Origin of the sequence: Kribbella sp. NBC_01510 (assembly GCF_045040325.1) — a bacterium.
In the GTDB taxonomy this organism is placed as follows: domain Bacteria; phylum Actinomycetota; class Actinomycetes; order Propionibacteriales; family Kribbellaceae; genus Kribbella.
In genome coordinates, this window is sequence record NZ_CP109418.1 from 7,496,298 (window position 1) to 7,510,387 (window position 14,090).

Consider the following 14,090-nt stretch of genomic DNA (forward strand, 5'->3'; position numbering starts at 1 on the left):
GACAGACCGCGGCCCGTGCTGGACTTTCGGCAGGTTCGGCAGTTCCCTGGAGAGGTGGATTCCGTCGACCGGTGGCTGCACCGCCGACACGAGGAGTTCCTCGACGGTGGGGGCCGGAACGTGCGGGGCCTGGTCGCGGCCTCGTGGGGGCGGTCGATCGCGGCCGGGCTGCAGTCCGACGCCGCGGCGCCGTTCGCCTTCGAGTCCGACGAACTCGCGGCGTACCGGGCCGAGCACCCACTGTCCGCGGTCTTCCCGATGCTGTACGACGTCCTCGGTCGAGCCGCCGAGGACAGTGACTACGTGATGGCTGTCGGCGACAGTGACGGCCGGTTGCTGTGGGTGTGTGGACGACCCGAAGCGATTCGCGCGGCGGACGGCATCCACTTCACCGAGGGCGCGTGGTGGGCCGAGCGGCACGTCGGCACCAACGCACTCGGCACGTCCCTGGAGGTCTCCGGCGCGGTGCAGATCCGGTCCGCCGAGCACTTCACCACCCTCGTGCAGCCGTGGTCGTGCGCCGCGGCCCCGATCTACGACCCGGAGACCCAGCGCGTGCTCGGCGTCGTCGACATCACCGGCACCGCCGACGCCAGCTCGCCGCAGTCACTGGCGATGGTGCGGGCTGCGGCCCGGATGGCCGAGGCCGAGCTGGGCCGGTTGATGATCCTTCGCAAAGTCGCCGGCGACTCGACCCGCCGGATGCGGATCGCCGCCCTCGGCCGGCCGGACGCCGAGGTGCGGGTCGACGGCCGCGACCTCCGGCTGAGCCGCCGGCACAGCGACATCGTCGTACTCCTGGCCTCACACCCGGAGGGCCTGAGCGCCGAGGAGTTGTCGGACGCCCTGTACGGCGAGGACGACCACCGTTCCTCACTCCGCGGCGAGGTCACCCGCCTGCGCGCTCTGCTCGGCGCCGACATCGTCGAGTCGCGTCCGTACCGTCTGCACCCGGACATCGCCGCGGACTGGCTCGAGACCGCCGATGACCTCGACTCCCACCGGTTGTCGTCGGCCCTGCGTCGCTACGTCGGCCCCTTGCTGCCGCAGTCCGACGCACCCGGTGTGGTGGCCTCCCGGAACCGGCTCGAGAACCGGATCCGGGCCGCCGTCCTGCAGACGTACGACGTGGACCTGGTCGCGGCGTGGACCCGCTCGTACGCCGGTGTCAACGACCTGGGCGCGTGGGAACGCCAACTGTCGCTGATGTCGCCCACCTCACCGCTGTGGTCCGCGGCCCAGTCCGAGGTACGCCGGCTTCGCGCGGACTACGGACTGGACTCCGCCGGGACCGAAGGCTGACCGCTCAGAAGACCCGGATCGCGATCTCCGCCGGAGCATCGAGCAGGCGGTTGATCTCGTCGTCGAGCTTCACCAGGGTGACCGAGGCACCCGCCATGTCGAGCGACGTGCAGTACTCCCCGACATAGTTGCGCCGTACGTTGATCCCCCGATCGGTGAGCACCTGGTGCGCGTGACCGTAGAGCAGGTAGAGCTCGCTGATCGGCGTACCGCCCAGCCCGTTGATCATCAATGCGACGTCGTCGCCGGACTCGTAGGGCAGGTCGGACCGGACCGCCTCGAGCAACGTGTCGACGATCTCGTCGGCCGACGCGAGCTTCTCGCGGCTGCGGCCCGGCTCGCCGTGGATGCCGACGCCCATCTCCATCTCGTCGGCGCCGAGCTCGAAGAGCGGGGAGCCCTTCGCCGGCGGCGTACAGGCGGTGAGCGCCATGCCCATCGTCCGGGTGACCGAGTTGACCTTCGCCCCGATCCGGAGGAGCTCGTCGAGGTCCGCACCCTGCTCGGACGCAGCCCCGACCGCCTTCATCACGAAGAAGTTGCCGGCCACGCCACGCCGCCCGACGGTGTACGTCGAGTCCTTGACCGCGACGTCGTCGTCGATGATCAAGGTGCGGACGTTCAGCCCGTCGGCCTGACTCAGCTCCTGCGACATGTCGAACGCCATCCGGTCACCGGTGTAGTTGTTGACCAGCAGGAGCACGCCCTTCTCGGACGCGAGCAGCTTGGTGGTCTCGTACACGTAGTCCATCGGCGGCGCCGCGAAGACGTCACCAGGACACGCGGCGTCGAGCATGCCCTTGCCGACCGTCATCACGTGGGCGGGTTCGTGTCCGGACCCCGAGCCCTGCACGATCGAGACCTTGTCGTCGCGGGGTGCGTCGGTCCGCATGATCAGGTTGTACTCCGGCACGTACTTCAGCGTGTCCGGGTTGGCCAGCGCGATACCGCGCAGCATCTCCGGCACGTAGTTCTTCGGATCGTTGACGAACTTCTTCATCGGGACTCCCTTGTCTTCCAGACCTCTGCGATCTGCTCGATGATCACGGCGACGGCGGTGGCCCCGGCGTCGACCGATCCACGGCTCCGCTCGCCTGTGTAGGCGGCTCGGCCACGCTTCGCGACCAGCTCCGCGGTCGCGTCGGCGGCTGACCGGGTCACGACCGCGGCCCGGTCGACGATCTCGTCACTACTGGCCCCGGCCGCGAGCGACTCCTCGATGGAATCCGTCATCGGGACCAGTGCGTCGAGCAGGGTCTTGTCCCCCAGTTCGGCACCGCCGCGCGTCATGATGCCTGCCACGGCGGCACGCAACATCGCCACCACGTCCGCCCCGTCCAGGGAGGTGGTCGCGCCGGCCGTCATCCCCGCGCGCAGGAACGCGGTCCCCCAGATCGGTCCCGAGGTGCCACCGATCCGCGACGTCACCAGCATCCCGACCTTCTTCAGGAACGTGCCGATATCGGTCCGGTCGAGTTCGCCGTACTGCGCCTGCACCTTCTCGAAGCCACGGGCCAGTGAGTAACCGAAGTCGCCGTCGCCGACCACCGAGTCCAGGTCGCCGAAGTACTTCTCGCTGTCGAGGCAGGTGGTGATGATCGTGGTCATGACGAGGTCGACCTCGCCCCAGCTGTCCGTCATGTCTGACCTCCTTGGGTGTCGTGCGGTGGCCGGCCGGCCAGCCGGGAGAGCTCGGAGAGGCCGAGTGCGTCGACCGGCCGGACTCCCCAGGGGTCCGCGAGTACCTCGAGCCGCTCGCCGTCCGGATCGCCCAGGCTGGTCAGGACCAGCGCAGCTTCGGTGAAGTCCTCGTCCCGGGTGTAGCCGCTGACGGTCACCACCGTCGCCAGCCCCGCGCCGAGGGCGGCGAGCAGGCCGTTGCGCGAGTCCTCGATGACGACTGTCCCGGCGGGATCCAGCGCGAGCTGCTCGACGGTCAGCTGGTAGACGGCCGGGTCGGGCTTCTTACGCGGTACGACGTCGCCCGCGAACACCGGGATCGTGGCCGCGACCTCGTCGCCGACCGCCCCGGCCAGAACGGCCCGGACCGACGGCTCCGCCGACGTCGACGCCACCGCCACCGTCCATCCCTCTCGCAGTGCGTCGGTGATGACCCGTCGTACGCCGGGACGCGGGGGGATGACGCCCGCGGCGACCAGCTCGGTGAAGGTCTTCGTCTTGGCCTTGTGCCAGGTCGCCACGACCTCGGCACGTTCCGCTGCCGTTGCCGGGGACCCGGCCGCCCGCCAGACCTCCGGATCGTCCAGCACGGTGGCCAGGCGTTCCTTGCCACCACCGATGCGGAGCAGGCGGCCGTAGTCTTCGACGGACCAGCGCACCGGGAGGCCGAACTGCGCGAAGGTCGCGTTGAACGCCGGCAGGTGCCCGTCCCGCTCGGTGTCACCCAGCACGCCGTCGCAGTCGAAGATGAGTGCCGTCATGCGTGACCGCCGCTACCGAAGATCTCGATGTACTCGGCGGCCATGGCTTTGACGGCCGCGTGGATGTGGTTGAACAACGACGGCGGATCCCACTTGTCCGTGGCGCGCGCCTGTTCGAGATGCTCGAGCGACGACTTCATGTAGGCGACCTTGAGCGCGGTGGAGATGTTGACCTTCGCGCAACCCCGCCCGATCAGGTCCTGGAACTGCTCACGGGTCAGTCCCGAACCGCCGTGCAGCGCCATCGGGATGCCGGTCGCGGTCACCAGGTCGGTGATGCGCTGGTTGTCGAGGTCGGGTGTGGAGTGGTAGATGCCGTGGGCGTTGCCGATCGCCGGCGCGAAGACGTCGACCCCGGTCGTCTCGATGAACCGGGTGGCGACCTCCAGGGACTGACGCTGCGACTCCGCGTCGGAACCCACGCCGTCCTCGACCCCGGTGATGCCCTCGATCTCGCCCTCGACGTTCGCCCCGTACCCCTTGGCCTCGGCGACGACCTCGACGGTCTGGCGCTGGTTCTCCTCGACCGGGAGGGCCGAGGCGTCGAAGAGGACCGAGTTCCAGCCCGCCTCGAGGCAGGAACTGATGACCGCGCGGTCGGGACAGTGGTCGAGATGCAGACTGACCGGCACCGGAACCGGTGCGACGGTCGCGTCGAACATCGCCTTGAGTACGTCGCGGCCGACCGACTTCACGGTCTTCACGGAGGTCTGGACGATCAGCGGTGACCGCAGCTCGACCGCGGCGTCGACGACCGCGCGCAGGCTGAGCTCGTCCACCACATTGATCGCCGGGACCGCATACCCCTTGGCCAGTGCCTCGTCGACCAGTTCCTTCAGCCGTGCGACAGGCATGATCTCCCCTCTCCGCGGCCCGAACACCGCTTGGAGTCAGCCTGCCTCGCCGAACGCTGCAAGAATGCTGCACCGCCGTCCGCGCGAGCTACGCTCGGTGAGGTGGCTGAGACGCGGGTGGCGATCGCGGATGACGACGTACTGCTCCGCGAAGGGCTGGCGAGCCTGCTCGAGCAGTCGGGCTTCGAGGTCGTCGGCCAGGCCGGCAACGCCGCCGGGCTGCTCGCGCTGGTCCGGCGGGATCTCCCGGATCTCGTCGTCATCGACATCCGGATGCCACCGGGCCACTCGATCGAAGGGCTGGAAGCGGCGCAGGCGATCCGCCGGGAGCGCCCGGAGACCGCGGTCCTGCTGCCGTCTGCCCATGTCGAGGTGGAGCACGCGATGCAGATCCTCGCCAGCGGGCACGGAGTCGGCTACCTGCTCAAGAGCCGGGTCACGGACGTGGACGAGTTCATCGAGACCCTGCGGCGAGTCGCCAGGGGCGGCTCGGTGGTCGACCCGGGGCTGGTGAAGGAACTGGTGGACGCCCGCCACCGGCACGACCCCCTGGCCGCGCTCACCGAGCGCGAGCGGGAGGTCCTGGCGCTTGTCGCCGAGGGCCGCTCGAACGCCGGGATCAGCCGGCAGCTCTGGGTCACCGAGGGGACGGTGGAGAAGCACGTCCGCAGCATCCTCACCAAGCTCGAGCTCCCGGAGGCGGAGGACGACCATCGGCGCGTCCTCGCGGTCCTCACCTACCTCGACGGCCGGTAGCAGTTCCTTGCTGTCGGCCCCTATCGCGCAAGTCACCAGCTAGCGGGAATGCGATCGGCCGGTCACTTTGAGAGTCTGGGCACATGCTTCGCTGCCTGATCGTCGACGACAGCGACCGCTTCCTCGCGGTCGCGCGGACGCTATTGGAACCCGACGGCATCTCGGTGGTCGCCACGGCGTCGACCGGAGCGCTGGCCCTGAGCCTGGCCGCCGAGCTGCGACCCGACGTGACGCTGGTCGACATCGACCTCGGCGGCGAGAGCGGGCTGAAGCTGGCCAAGCGCCTGGCGGACCAGGCCGACGGAGCTCCCGCTCCGATCATCCTGATCTCCATGCATTCCGAAGAGGACTACGCCGATCTGATCGCCGCCAGCCCGGCGATCGGGTTCCTGCCGAAGACCGCCTTGTCCGGTGCCGCCATCCGAGGGACCCTCGATGGTGTCGGTGAACCGTGAAAAACCTGGTTTGACCCTGCGCACGATGATCGCGAGCGGCCTGCTCGCGGTGATCATCGGCGCCACGTTCGCCGTTCTGTTCTCCTCCGTCGCGGAGTTGCAGGACATGGAGCATCGGGCCCAGGATTCCGAGGACGTCCTGGTGGCCGCGAACCGGCTGGAGCGGCTGGTCGTCGACCTGGAGACCGGCCAGCGCGGGTTCCTGCTGACCGGGTCAGATCAGTTCCTGCAGCCGTGGATCGCGGCCCGGGCGGCGTTCCCGCAGCAGGCGGCCGGCTTGGAGAGCCTCGTCGCGGGCAATGCCGAGCAGCACGCCCGGGCTGTGCGTCTCACCGAGGCCGGGACCTCCTATCTGAAGGAATACTCCGAGCCGCTGGTCGCCGCCGCCCAACGGAACCGGAGCTCTGTCGACGCGCTGGCGGCAACTCAGGAGGGTAAGCAGCGGACCGACGCGATGCGGATCCAGTTCGATCAGCTCATCGCGGCCGAGGAGCAACTCGCCACGGCTCGGCAGGACACGGCCGACGCCGTGGCCCATCGCGCGATCGTCGCCGCCGCCGCGGGGCTGACGGGTTCGGTCGTGCTGGTGGGGCTGTTCACCTGGTACCTGAACTCGAGAATCCTTCGCCCCGTGCGCCGTACCGCCACCATGGCCGGGCAACTCGCAGCCGGCGATCTGGGCGCCCGTGTGCCCGACGACGGCGTGGGCGAGATCGGCGTACTGCAGCGGAGCTTCAACAGTATGGCTACTGCGGTCGAGCAGGGACGGCGGGAGCTGGCTGGTTCGCGGGTCCGGCTTGTCGCGGCCGCGGACCGGGCCCGGCAGCGGATCGAACGCGATCTGCACGACGGCACCCAGCAGCGGCTGGTGTCGCTGGCACTGCAGCTCAGGGCGGGCGAGGCGGCGGCGCCACCGGAGGTGCGTCCCCAACTCCGCAACGCCGCGGACGAACTGACCATCGCGCTCGAGGAACTCCGTGAGCTGTCCCGAGGGATCCACCCCGCGATCCTGACCGAGGGCGGTCTCGGCCCGGCCCTGAAGTCGCTCGCGCGACGTTCTCCGGTCCCGTCGGAGGTGACCATCGACGTGCCGGGCCGGCTGGCCGCGCCGGTCGAGGTCTGCGCGTACTACGTCGTGTCCGAAGCGCTGGCCAACACGGCCAAGCACGCGGGCGCGTCGGCGGTGTGGATCGACGCCCGGGTCAGCGACAATCGCCTGCGGCTGTCGGTCCGCGACGACGGCTGTGGCGGCGCGGCACCCGATCGCGGGTCCGGCCTGACCGGGCTCGCGGATCGGGTCGAGGCGCTCGCCGGCACGATCTCGGTGACCAGCCCGGTCGGCGCGGGAACCACCGTGCTGGTCAACCTTCCGATCGAGCCGCACGACGAGTTGTGAGGGCGATCGCTCACGTCGTCCGCCCCCGGCGTACCACCGCGTCGAAGCCGGCGGCGAGCAGGAGGACGGCGCCGGTGACGATCCATTCCCAGCCGGCGGAGTTGGCGCCCTGGATCAGGTCGCTCATGCCGTTGATGATGACGGCAACGACCAGGCCGCCGAGCACTGCGTCGATGATGCGGCCGTGCCCGCCGAACAGCGAGGTACCGCCGATGACCGCCGCACCGACGGCCAGCAACAAGGTGTTGCCGGCGCCGGCGTTGGACTGGACCGACTGCAGCAGCGAGGCCGCGACGAAGCCGGAGATGGCGGCCATCCCAGAGCAGATCACGAACACCGAGATCCGGATCCGGGACACCACGACACCCGCGCGCCGCGACGCCTCCTCGTTGCCGCCGACGGCGTACACGTGCCGGCCGTAGCGGGTGCGGCTGAGGACGAAATGCCAGACCGTGAACAGGATCACCAGCAACACCACGACCCACGGCATGCCCTGCGCCTTGTTGCTGAAGAACGCGTTGGTGGTCAGGTTGCGGTTGACGCCCATCTCGTAGGTGAACGCCGCCCCGAGCACCGCCAGCACGACGACCTTCGCCGCGATCACGGTGAACGGAGGCCGGGACAGCCCGGCCCGCCGGCGTCCGTTGGCCGCGCTGATCTTCATCGCGGCGTACCCGATGACGACCACTGCCAGCAGGACCCACCCGAGCCACAGCGGCACGAAACTGTTCTCCAGCTTGATCAGGGGTGAGGAGTCGGGCAGGATCACCGACCCCTGGCCACCGATCAGGATCAGAGTGATGCCCTGGAACGCCAGGAACGTCGCCAGCGTGATCACGAACGACGGGATCCCGACCCGCGCCCGCAACCAGCCCATCCCGAACCCGATCGCCACACCGGTCAGCAGCCCGACGAGCAGCGCCGGCCACCACGAGAACCCGTGCCGCAAAATCAGCACCGCCGTGATCGCCGAGCACAGCCCGCCCGTCGTCCCGGCGGACAGGTCGATCTCGCCGAGCAGCAGCACGAAGACCAGCCCCATCGCCATCACGATGATCGGCGCCGCCTGGATCACCAGCGCCTCGAGGTTGTAGGCGCTCAGGAAGCCTTGGTGCACCAGAGCGAACACCACGGTGATGACGATCAGCCCGACCACGGCCGGGATGGAGCCGAGTTCGCCGCCACGCACCCGCGCGAAGTAGTCGCGGATGTAGGCGCCCAGCGCGGCGAGACCCTCGCTCGGCTGGTCCGGTTCGGGCTGGTCCTGCCTGACCAGATCGTCGGTTGCGGCGCTCATACCGTCGCCTCCGACGACTCTTCGGGCGACAGTCCCATCGCACCGGAGCGGCCCGCGGTGATCAGCTCGACCACCTGCGTCTGGGTCACGTCCGCGCGTCTGACCTGGGCCGCCATCCGGCCCAGGAACAGTACGCCGATGGAGTCCGCGACCCGCATCACGTCGTTCATGTTGTGCGACACCAAGATGACAGCGACACCATGCTCGGCCAGTCGGCGGACCAGGTCGAGCACCTGCTCGGTCTGGGCCACGCCGAGGGCCGCCGTCGGCTCGTCAAGGATGACGACCTTCGACTCCCACAGCACCGACTTGGCGATCGCCACCGTCTGGCGCTGGCCGCCGGACAGGCTGGCGACGCGCTGCCGGATCGAGCGGACCGTCCGCACCGACAGCGAGTCCAGCGCCTGCCGGGCCAGCTTCTCCATCGTGTTCTCGTCCAGGGTCCGGAACCGGCTGATCCGCTCGCGGCCGAGGAACATGTTGTCGACGATGTCGAGGTTGTCGCACAGCGCCAGGTCCTGATACACGATCTCGACCCCGAGCGCCGCGGCGTCCCGGGGACCGCCGACCGTGCGGGGCGTGCCGTCGAAGATCAACTCCCCCGCGTCGACGTGATAGATGCCGCCGATGCACTTGACCAGCGTTGTCTTGCCCGCCCCGTTGTCGCCGACCAGGGCGGTCACCTCACCGGCCGTCGCGGTGAAGTCCACCGAAGACAACACGTGGACCGGGCCGAAGGACTTGTCGATGCCTCGCAATTCCAACGTGGGCTGGGAGGTCATGGCATCTTGATGCCGTTGGCCGCGCACAGCGCCACCAGCGCCGGCGTGGGGCAGACGGCTGCCGCGCTCACGTAGCCGTCGGTCACCGGCAGGGCGACGTTCGCCTTGGTGATGACGGTCGGGTCGGCCAGGTACGCCGGAACCTCGCGGCCACTCGTCGGGTCCTTGATCGTCGTCGGTGCGGCCGGCTTCTGACCCGCCAGGATCTCGCCGGCGAGCTTGATCGCCACGTCCGCCTCACCGGCGACCGGCTTGTAGATCGTGAAGGACTGCGTACCGGCCATGACGTTGTCGAGTCCGCCGGCGGTGGCGTCCTGCCCAGACACCGCAACCTTGCCCGCGAGGCTCTGGGCCTTGAGCACGTTGATGACCGACTGCGCCATGGTGTCGTTGGCAACCATCACCGCGTTGATGTTCGGGTGCTGGCCCAGCATCGTGGTGAAGACGGTCTGCGCGGTAGCGGCGTCCCAGTTGCCGGTCTGGTCGGCGAGCTTGTGCCAGCCAGGCTGCTTCGACAGTACGGAGTTGTAGCCCTGGGCAAACAACGCGGCGTTGTTGTCGGTCGGCGCGCCGTCGATCTCGACGTAGTTGACCGAACTCTTGCCCTTCACCTCAGGTGCCTGGGTCAGCGCCGTGCCCTGGTCCTGGCCGACCTTGACGTTGTCGAACGACACGTAGTACGACGCGGTGCCGCCGGCGGTGAGCCGGTCGTAGTCGATCGTGACGACGTTGTGCTGCTTGGCGAGTGCCTCGATCGCCTTCCCGGAGCCCGAGTCCAGGTTCACGACCAGCAGAACGCCGACGCCTTGGTTGATCAGCGCCTGAGCCTGCGACTGCTGGGTGGTCGGGCTGCCGTTGGCGTTGTCGATGTAGCAGGTGAGCTTGTTGTCGGCGCACTGCTTACGCAGTTGGTTGGGGTCGGCCGAGACCCAACGCGGCGAGGTCGCCGTGTCGGGCAGCAGCACGCCCACCTTCGTGTTCGCGGGCGGTGCGCTGCTCGACGACGACGCGCTCTTGTTGTTGCCACAGGCGGTCAGTCCCGCCGCCGCAGCGACGACCCCCGTCATCGCCACGGCCGTACGGAGTACGTGCAAAGAGGATGCCTTCATACTCGACAACACTCGACCGACCCACCGCACAGATCATCCCGGCAGGCGCCCATCTCCCCTACCGGGTAGCGCCCATCCCGCCGTACCGGAGAACTGCAATGCCGTCTTAGCTGCCCGCGGCCTGCTTGATCAGCTCGGCCACTGCCCGCGGCTGCGACACGTAGATCGCGTGACTGCCGGGGACCTCGACGACCGTCGAGCCGGCCCGCTCGGACATGGCTCGCTGCGCCGGCGGCGGGATCATCCGGTCGTCGGTGGCGACCAGGTACCAGCTCGGCTTGACCCGCCACGCGGGCTCGGTCACCGTTCCACCCAGCGCATCCACTCCCCACGGCACCTGCGCGTCGGCCATGAACGCGGCGAGCTCGCTCGGTACGTCGGCCGCGAAGGAGTGGGCGAACTTCTCCCGGTCGAGGAACAGGAAGCCGTCCTGGGGCGGCAGGATCGGCGGCACCGGGGCGCCCGGTGGCGGGTCGGCGATCAGCGTGTTGACCGACTCACCCTTGTCCGGGGCGAACGCGGCGATGTAGCCGAGCGCCACCACGTTCTCGTGCGTGCCGGCCTCGGTGATGACCGCCCCACCGTAGGAGTGCCCGACCAGAACGGCCGGACCGTCCAGTTGGTCGAGGACCCGGTTGGTGACGGCCACGTCATCCTCCAGCGAGAGGGTCGGGTTCTGCACGATGCTGACGCGGAACCCGTCCCGGACGAGCAGGTCGTACACGCCCTGCCAACCCGAGCCGTCGACGAAGCCTCCATGCACGAGGACGACGTTGCGTACGGGCGTATTTGTCATGATCATTTCTCCTTCGATCACCGGATTTCGGTGCCTCGAAGGTAGGTCGGCGAGGTCGTCGATCGCTTACGTCATCTGACTGGTTCATTCGGGTGGATGCTCGGCCAGAGCGTCACGGAGTGCGGCACGCGATGTGACGCCGAGCTTCGGGAACAGCTGGTAGAGATGAGTTCCGACCGTCCGCGGCGACAGGAAGAGCCGGTCGCCGATCTGCTTGTTGGTGAGTCCGGCCGCCGCGAGCAAAGCGATCTCGCGCTGCTGTGGCGTGAGTACGTCGATCTTTCGCGCGGCATCCTCGTGAGTCGACGGCAGACCGGTGGCCCGAAGTTCGGTGCGGGCCCGCTTCGCCCACGGTTCAGCACCCAGACGGTCGAAGATGTCGCGCGCGGCAGCCAGGTGGCTGCGTGCCAGGCTGGCGCTCTTGGCCCGCCGCAGGCGTTCGCCATAGGCAAGGTGTACGCGCGCCAACTCGAAGGGCCAGCGGTCAGCGCCGGGAACGTCCAGCGCTGCTTCGAACAGCTCGCCGTCCTCCGGCTGACTGGCCACCAGTGCAGCCGCCGCGGTCACCACGAGGGCGAGCCGTGGCGAGATCCGGTCGATACCGGTGGCCTGAGCCGCGGCAACGTGTGCGGCCGCCTCCGCGTGCCGCCCCGTGCGACCGGCGGCTTCGACCAGGTCCAGGATGACCCACAGCGCATGCGCCGCGTGGGGTACGAGCGTGCCCGCCGGAGAGATCGCGGTCACTTGCTCGAAGGCGGTCTCGTAGTCAGCGTGGCCCAGGGCTGCCAGCGCCTTGGCGTGGTACGCGTAGTTGAGAACGAACCCGCTCCGGCGCGGTCCGGCCCACTGGATCATCTGGTCCGTCAGAGCGGTCATCGTCGACTCGTCGCCGCGGGCGGCGGCGATCAGCGCGTGCTGGAATCGCAGCAGATACGACAGCAGTTCGTAGTTGTGCTTCTCGCACAGGGCAATGGCCTCGTCCGCCAGCCGAGTGACTTCGTCCCACTCTCCGGCGAGCAGGCCGTCGCATCCCAACAGCAGCAGCGCCTCGATCCCGGCCGTGATCGCGCCACCGGCTCGGCCATGCTCGACCGCCCGCCAGAGAGCGGCTCGGCAGGCCGGCAGCCGATCGACGTACAGGGCGGCGACGCCGACGCGGATGATGTGCCCCGGATCGGACTGCTCGGTCAGCCCGGCGACCATGGCGTCCAGCCGGTCGAGCACCGGCAACGCGAGCCGCGCGGGCTCGATGTACGTGCTCCCCAGGAGGTCGATGAGCTCCGGAGGTCGCGGCCGCAGTCGTGCCATCACCGTGTGGAACGACTCGACGAGTTCAGACCGCGAACCGAACGAGACGAGTGCCTGCAGGACCCACAGCGCCTCGAAGAGGATCTCGTCCGTTGCGTCGGTGGGATCCGGGGAGGTCTCGATCGCGGTCACGATCAACTGGTGGGCTGTGTCGATGGCGCCGTGGGCGTTGAGCAGGTACGCCGCGCCCGCCAGGGCGACGGCGAGTGAGGGCGGCTCGCGCAGTACGCCTGGCTCGAGAACGTCCTGCATGTTGCGGAGATCGCCGGTGACGTCGACGCCGATGTAAGCGGCCATCACCGATCGCCGCCTGCGGTCATCTGGGCGGGGACTGAGGTCGGCAGCGCGGAGCAACAGGACCATGGCACCGACGGGGTCGCCGCGCCGTTGCACCCTGGCAGCGGCCCGTTCGAGCAGGATCGCGACGTCCTCGTCCGGGCCGGTGGTGGCTTCGGCCAGATGCCACGCATGCCGCTCGGAGTCGTCGGCGTACTGCTCGGCCAAGGCTCGGTGGGCCTGGCTGCGTTGCTCACTGGTCGACAGTTCGACCACGGCGGCACGGGTCAGCGGATGCCGGAACATCAGTCGTCCGGCTCCGCTGTCGACCTGGATCAGCCGCGCCCGTTCGGCCGCGTCCAGCGCCGGGCTCCCCCACTGCGCGGCTGCGGCGTTGCGCACGATGCGTAGGTCACCGGCACCCTCGAGGGCAGCCAGCAGGAGTGGGCCACGCGTCTCGTCCGGCAGGTTGCTGATCCGCGACGCGAACAGTGACTGCAGGCGTCTGCTGAGCGGCGGAGGTGACGCCGGCGGCCCACCAGGCCGGCGGCCGCTGAGGGAGATCGGCAGCTCGAGCAGAGCCAGCGGATTGCCTTGCGCGTCCTCGAGCAGACGCTGCCGGACCCGTGGTGACAACGTGGGAAAGCGGTCGTCGACCAGCGCGGCGGCAGCGTCGCTCTCGAGAGGCTGCACCTCGAGCTCCGGCAAACCGCCGCGATCGAAGAAGCTGACCTCGTCGGAGCGGAACGCGGCCAGGAACCCGACCCGGCTGCCCGCGAGCCGACGGGCGACGAACCCCAGGACGACGGCGCTGACGCGATCCAGCCACGGCATGTCGTCGACGACCACCACCAACGGCCGGTCCCCGGCCGCTGCTGTCAGCAGAGCGAGCATGGCGCTCGAAACCGTCAACTGATCCGGCGGCGTCTCTTCGTTCAGCCCGACCGCTGTCTCCAGCGCGCGGCGGTATCTCTCGCTCAGCCGCGGGAGTACGTCGACGAGCGGATGGACCACCTGGTGGAGTCCCGCGAAACTCATGTCCGCTTCGAACTCGACCCCCGCGGCCCGCAACACGCGGGCTCCTTGCGCTGTCGCCCGTACCGCCGTGGCATCGAGAAGCACGGACTTGCCGACGCCGGCTTCGCCGGTGAGGAGCAGACCCGCGCCACCGACAGCTGCGGTAGCGACGAACGCGTCCAGCTGCTCGAGCTCGGCGTCCCGGCCGAACAGTTTCGCAGCGGCTCCCCCACGAGTCACGGCACCGAACTCTACTCTCGGCCAGTTGACCGAACCCTTCAGCGCGTCGGTCCAGGCCGGC

The 14,090-nt window shown here is 69.2% G+C and carries 13 protein-coding genes; 4 read left to right on the forward strand and 9 right to left on the reverse strand.

Going from position 1 to position 14,090, the window contains the following annotated elements:
• Positions 1-54 precede the first annotated feature (54 nt).
• Complete coding sequence (locus tag OG558_RS36840) at positions 55-1,302, forward strand: GAF domain-containing protein (protein WP_405067132.1); 1,248 nt, start codon at positions 55-57, stop codon at positions 1,300-1,302.
• A gap of 4 nt (positions 1,303-1,306) precedes the next feature.
• On the opposite strand, the gene dhaK is transcribed toward OG558_RS36840, so the two are convergent.
• From dhaK to OG558_RS36860, 4 genes are read right to left on the reverse strand one after another with little or no spacing between them, the layout of a single operon-like run.
• Positions 1,307-2,302, reverse strand: a complete 996-nt coding sequence (gene dhaK / locus OG558_RS36845) for a dihydroxyacetone kinase subunit DhaK (RefSeq protein ID WP_405067133.1) — start codon at positions 2,300-2,302, stop codon at positions 1,307-1,309.
• Positions 2,299-2,943, reverse strand: coding sequence for a dihydroxyacetone kinase subunit DhaL (gene dhaL / locus OG558_RS36850; protein WP_405067134.1), 645 nt, complete (start codon positions 2,941-2,943; stop codon positions 2,299-2,301). The genes dhaK and dhaL overlap by 4 nt, the downstream gene beginning before the upstream one ends.
• Positions 2,940-3,743, reverse strand: coding sequence for an HAD-IA family hydrolase (locus OG558_RS36855; RefSeq protein WP_405067135.1), 804 nt, complete (start codon positions 3,741-3,743; stop codon positions 2,940-2,942). The genes dhaL and OG558_RS36855 overlap by 4 nt, the downstream gene beginning before the upstream one ends.
• Entirely contained in the window at positions 3,740-4,597 is an 858-nt protein-coding gene (locus OG558_RS36860; RefSeq protein ID WP_328520315.1) for a class II fructose-bisphosphate aldolase, read from the reverse strand. Before OG558_RS36860 ends, OG558_RS36855 begins: the two co-directional genes overlap by 4 nt.
• Before the next feature lie 102 nt (positions 4,598-4,699).
• Between OG558_RS36860 and OG558_RS36865 the strand changes: the two genes are divergently transcribed.
• The 3 genes from OG558_RS36865 (at position 4,700) to OG558_RS36875 (ending at position 7,204) form a co-directional block, all read left to right on the forward strand.
• Positions 4,700-5,353, forward strand: coding sequence for a response regulator (locus OG558_RS36865; protein WP_405067136.1), 654 nt, complete (start codon positions 4,700-4,702; stop codon positions 5,351-5,353).
• 83 nt (positions 5,354-5,436) lie between these two features.
• Positions 5,437-5,808: a response regulator gene (locus OG558_RS36870; RefSeq protein WP_405067138.1), complete on the forward strand. Its 372-nt coding sequence runs from the start codon at positions 5,437-5,439 to the stop codon at positions 5,806-5,808.
• Between the two features lie 25 nt (positions 5,809-5,833).
• Positions 5,834-7,204, forward strand: coding sequence for a CHASE3 domain-containing protein (locus OG558_RS36875; protein WP_405067139.1), 1,371 nt, complete (start codon positions 5,834-5,836; stop codon positions 7,202-7,204).
• A 10-nt stretch (positions 7,205-7,214) separates the two neighbouring features.
• Here the strand turns inward: OG558_RS36875 and OG558_RS36880 are convergent, their stop codons facing one another.
• The 5 genes from OG558_RS36880 to OG558_RS36900 all read right to left on the reverse strand — a co-directional run bounded on the left by OG558_RS36880 (position 7,215) and on the right by OG558_RS36900 (position 14,029).
• Complete coding sequence (locus OG558_RS36880) at positions 7,215-8,501, reverse strand: ABC transporter permease subunit (RefSeq protein WP_329476491.1); 1,287 nt, start codon at positions 8,499-8,501, stop codon at positions 7,215-7,217.
• Positions 8,498-9,283 carry an ATP-binding cassette domain-containing protein gene (locus OG558_RS36885; protein ID WP_329476490.1) on the reverse strand — a complete coding sequence of 262 codons (786 nt, stop codon included), beginning with the start codon at positions 9,281-9,283 and terminating at the stop codon, positions 8,498-8,500. The genes OG558_RS36880 and OG558_RS36885 overlap by 4 nt, the downstream gene beginning before the upstream one ends.
• On the reverse strand, positions 9,280-10,392 hold the full coding sequence (locus tag OG558_RS36890; RefSeq protein WP_329476489.1) for a substrate-binding domain-containing protein: 1,113 nt from the start codon (positions 10,390-10,392) through the stop codon (positions 9,280-9,282). The genes OG558_RS36885 and OG558_RS36890 overlap by 4 nt, the downstream gene beginning before the upstream one ends.
• Before the next feature lie 106 nt (positions 10,393-10,498).
• Positions 10,499-11,188, reverse strand: coding sequence for an alpha/beta fold hydrolase (locus OG558_RS36895; RefSeq protein WP_405067140.1), 690 nt, complete (start codon positions 11,186-11,188; stop codon positions 10,499-10,501).
• 84 nt (positions 11,189-11,272) lie between these two features.
• Positions 11,273-14,029 carry a helix-turn-helix transcriptional regulator gene (locus tag OG558_RS36900; protein ID WP_405067141.1) on the reverse strand — a complete coding sequence of 919 codons (2,757 nt, stop codon included), beginning with the start codon at positions 14,027-14,029 and terminating at the stop codon, positions 11,273-11,275.
• Between the last annotated feature and the right edge of the window lie 61 nt (positions 14,030-14,090).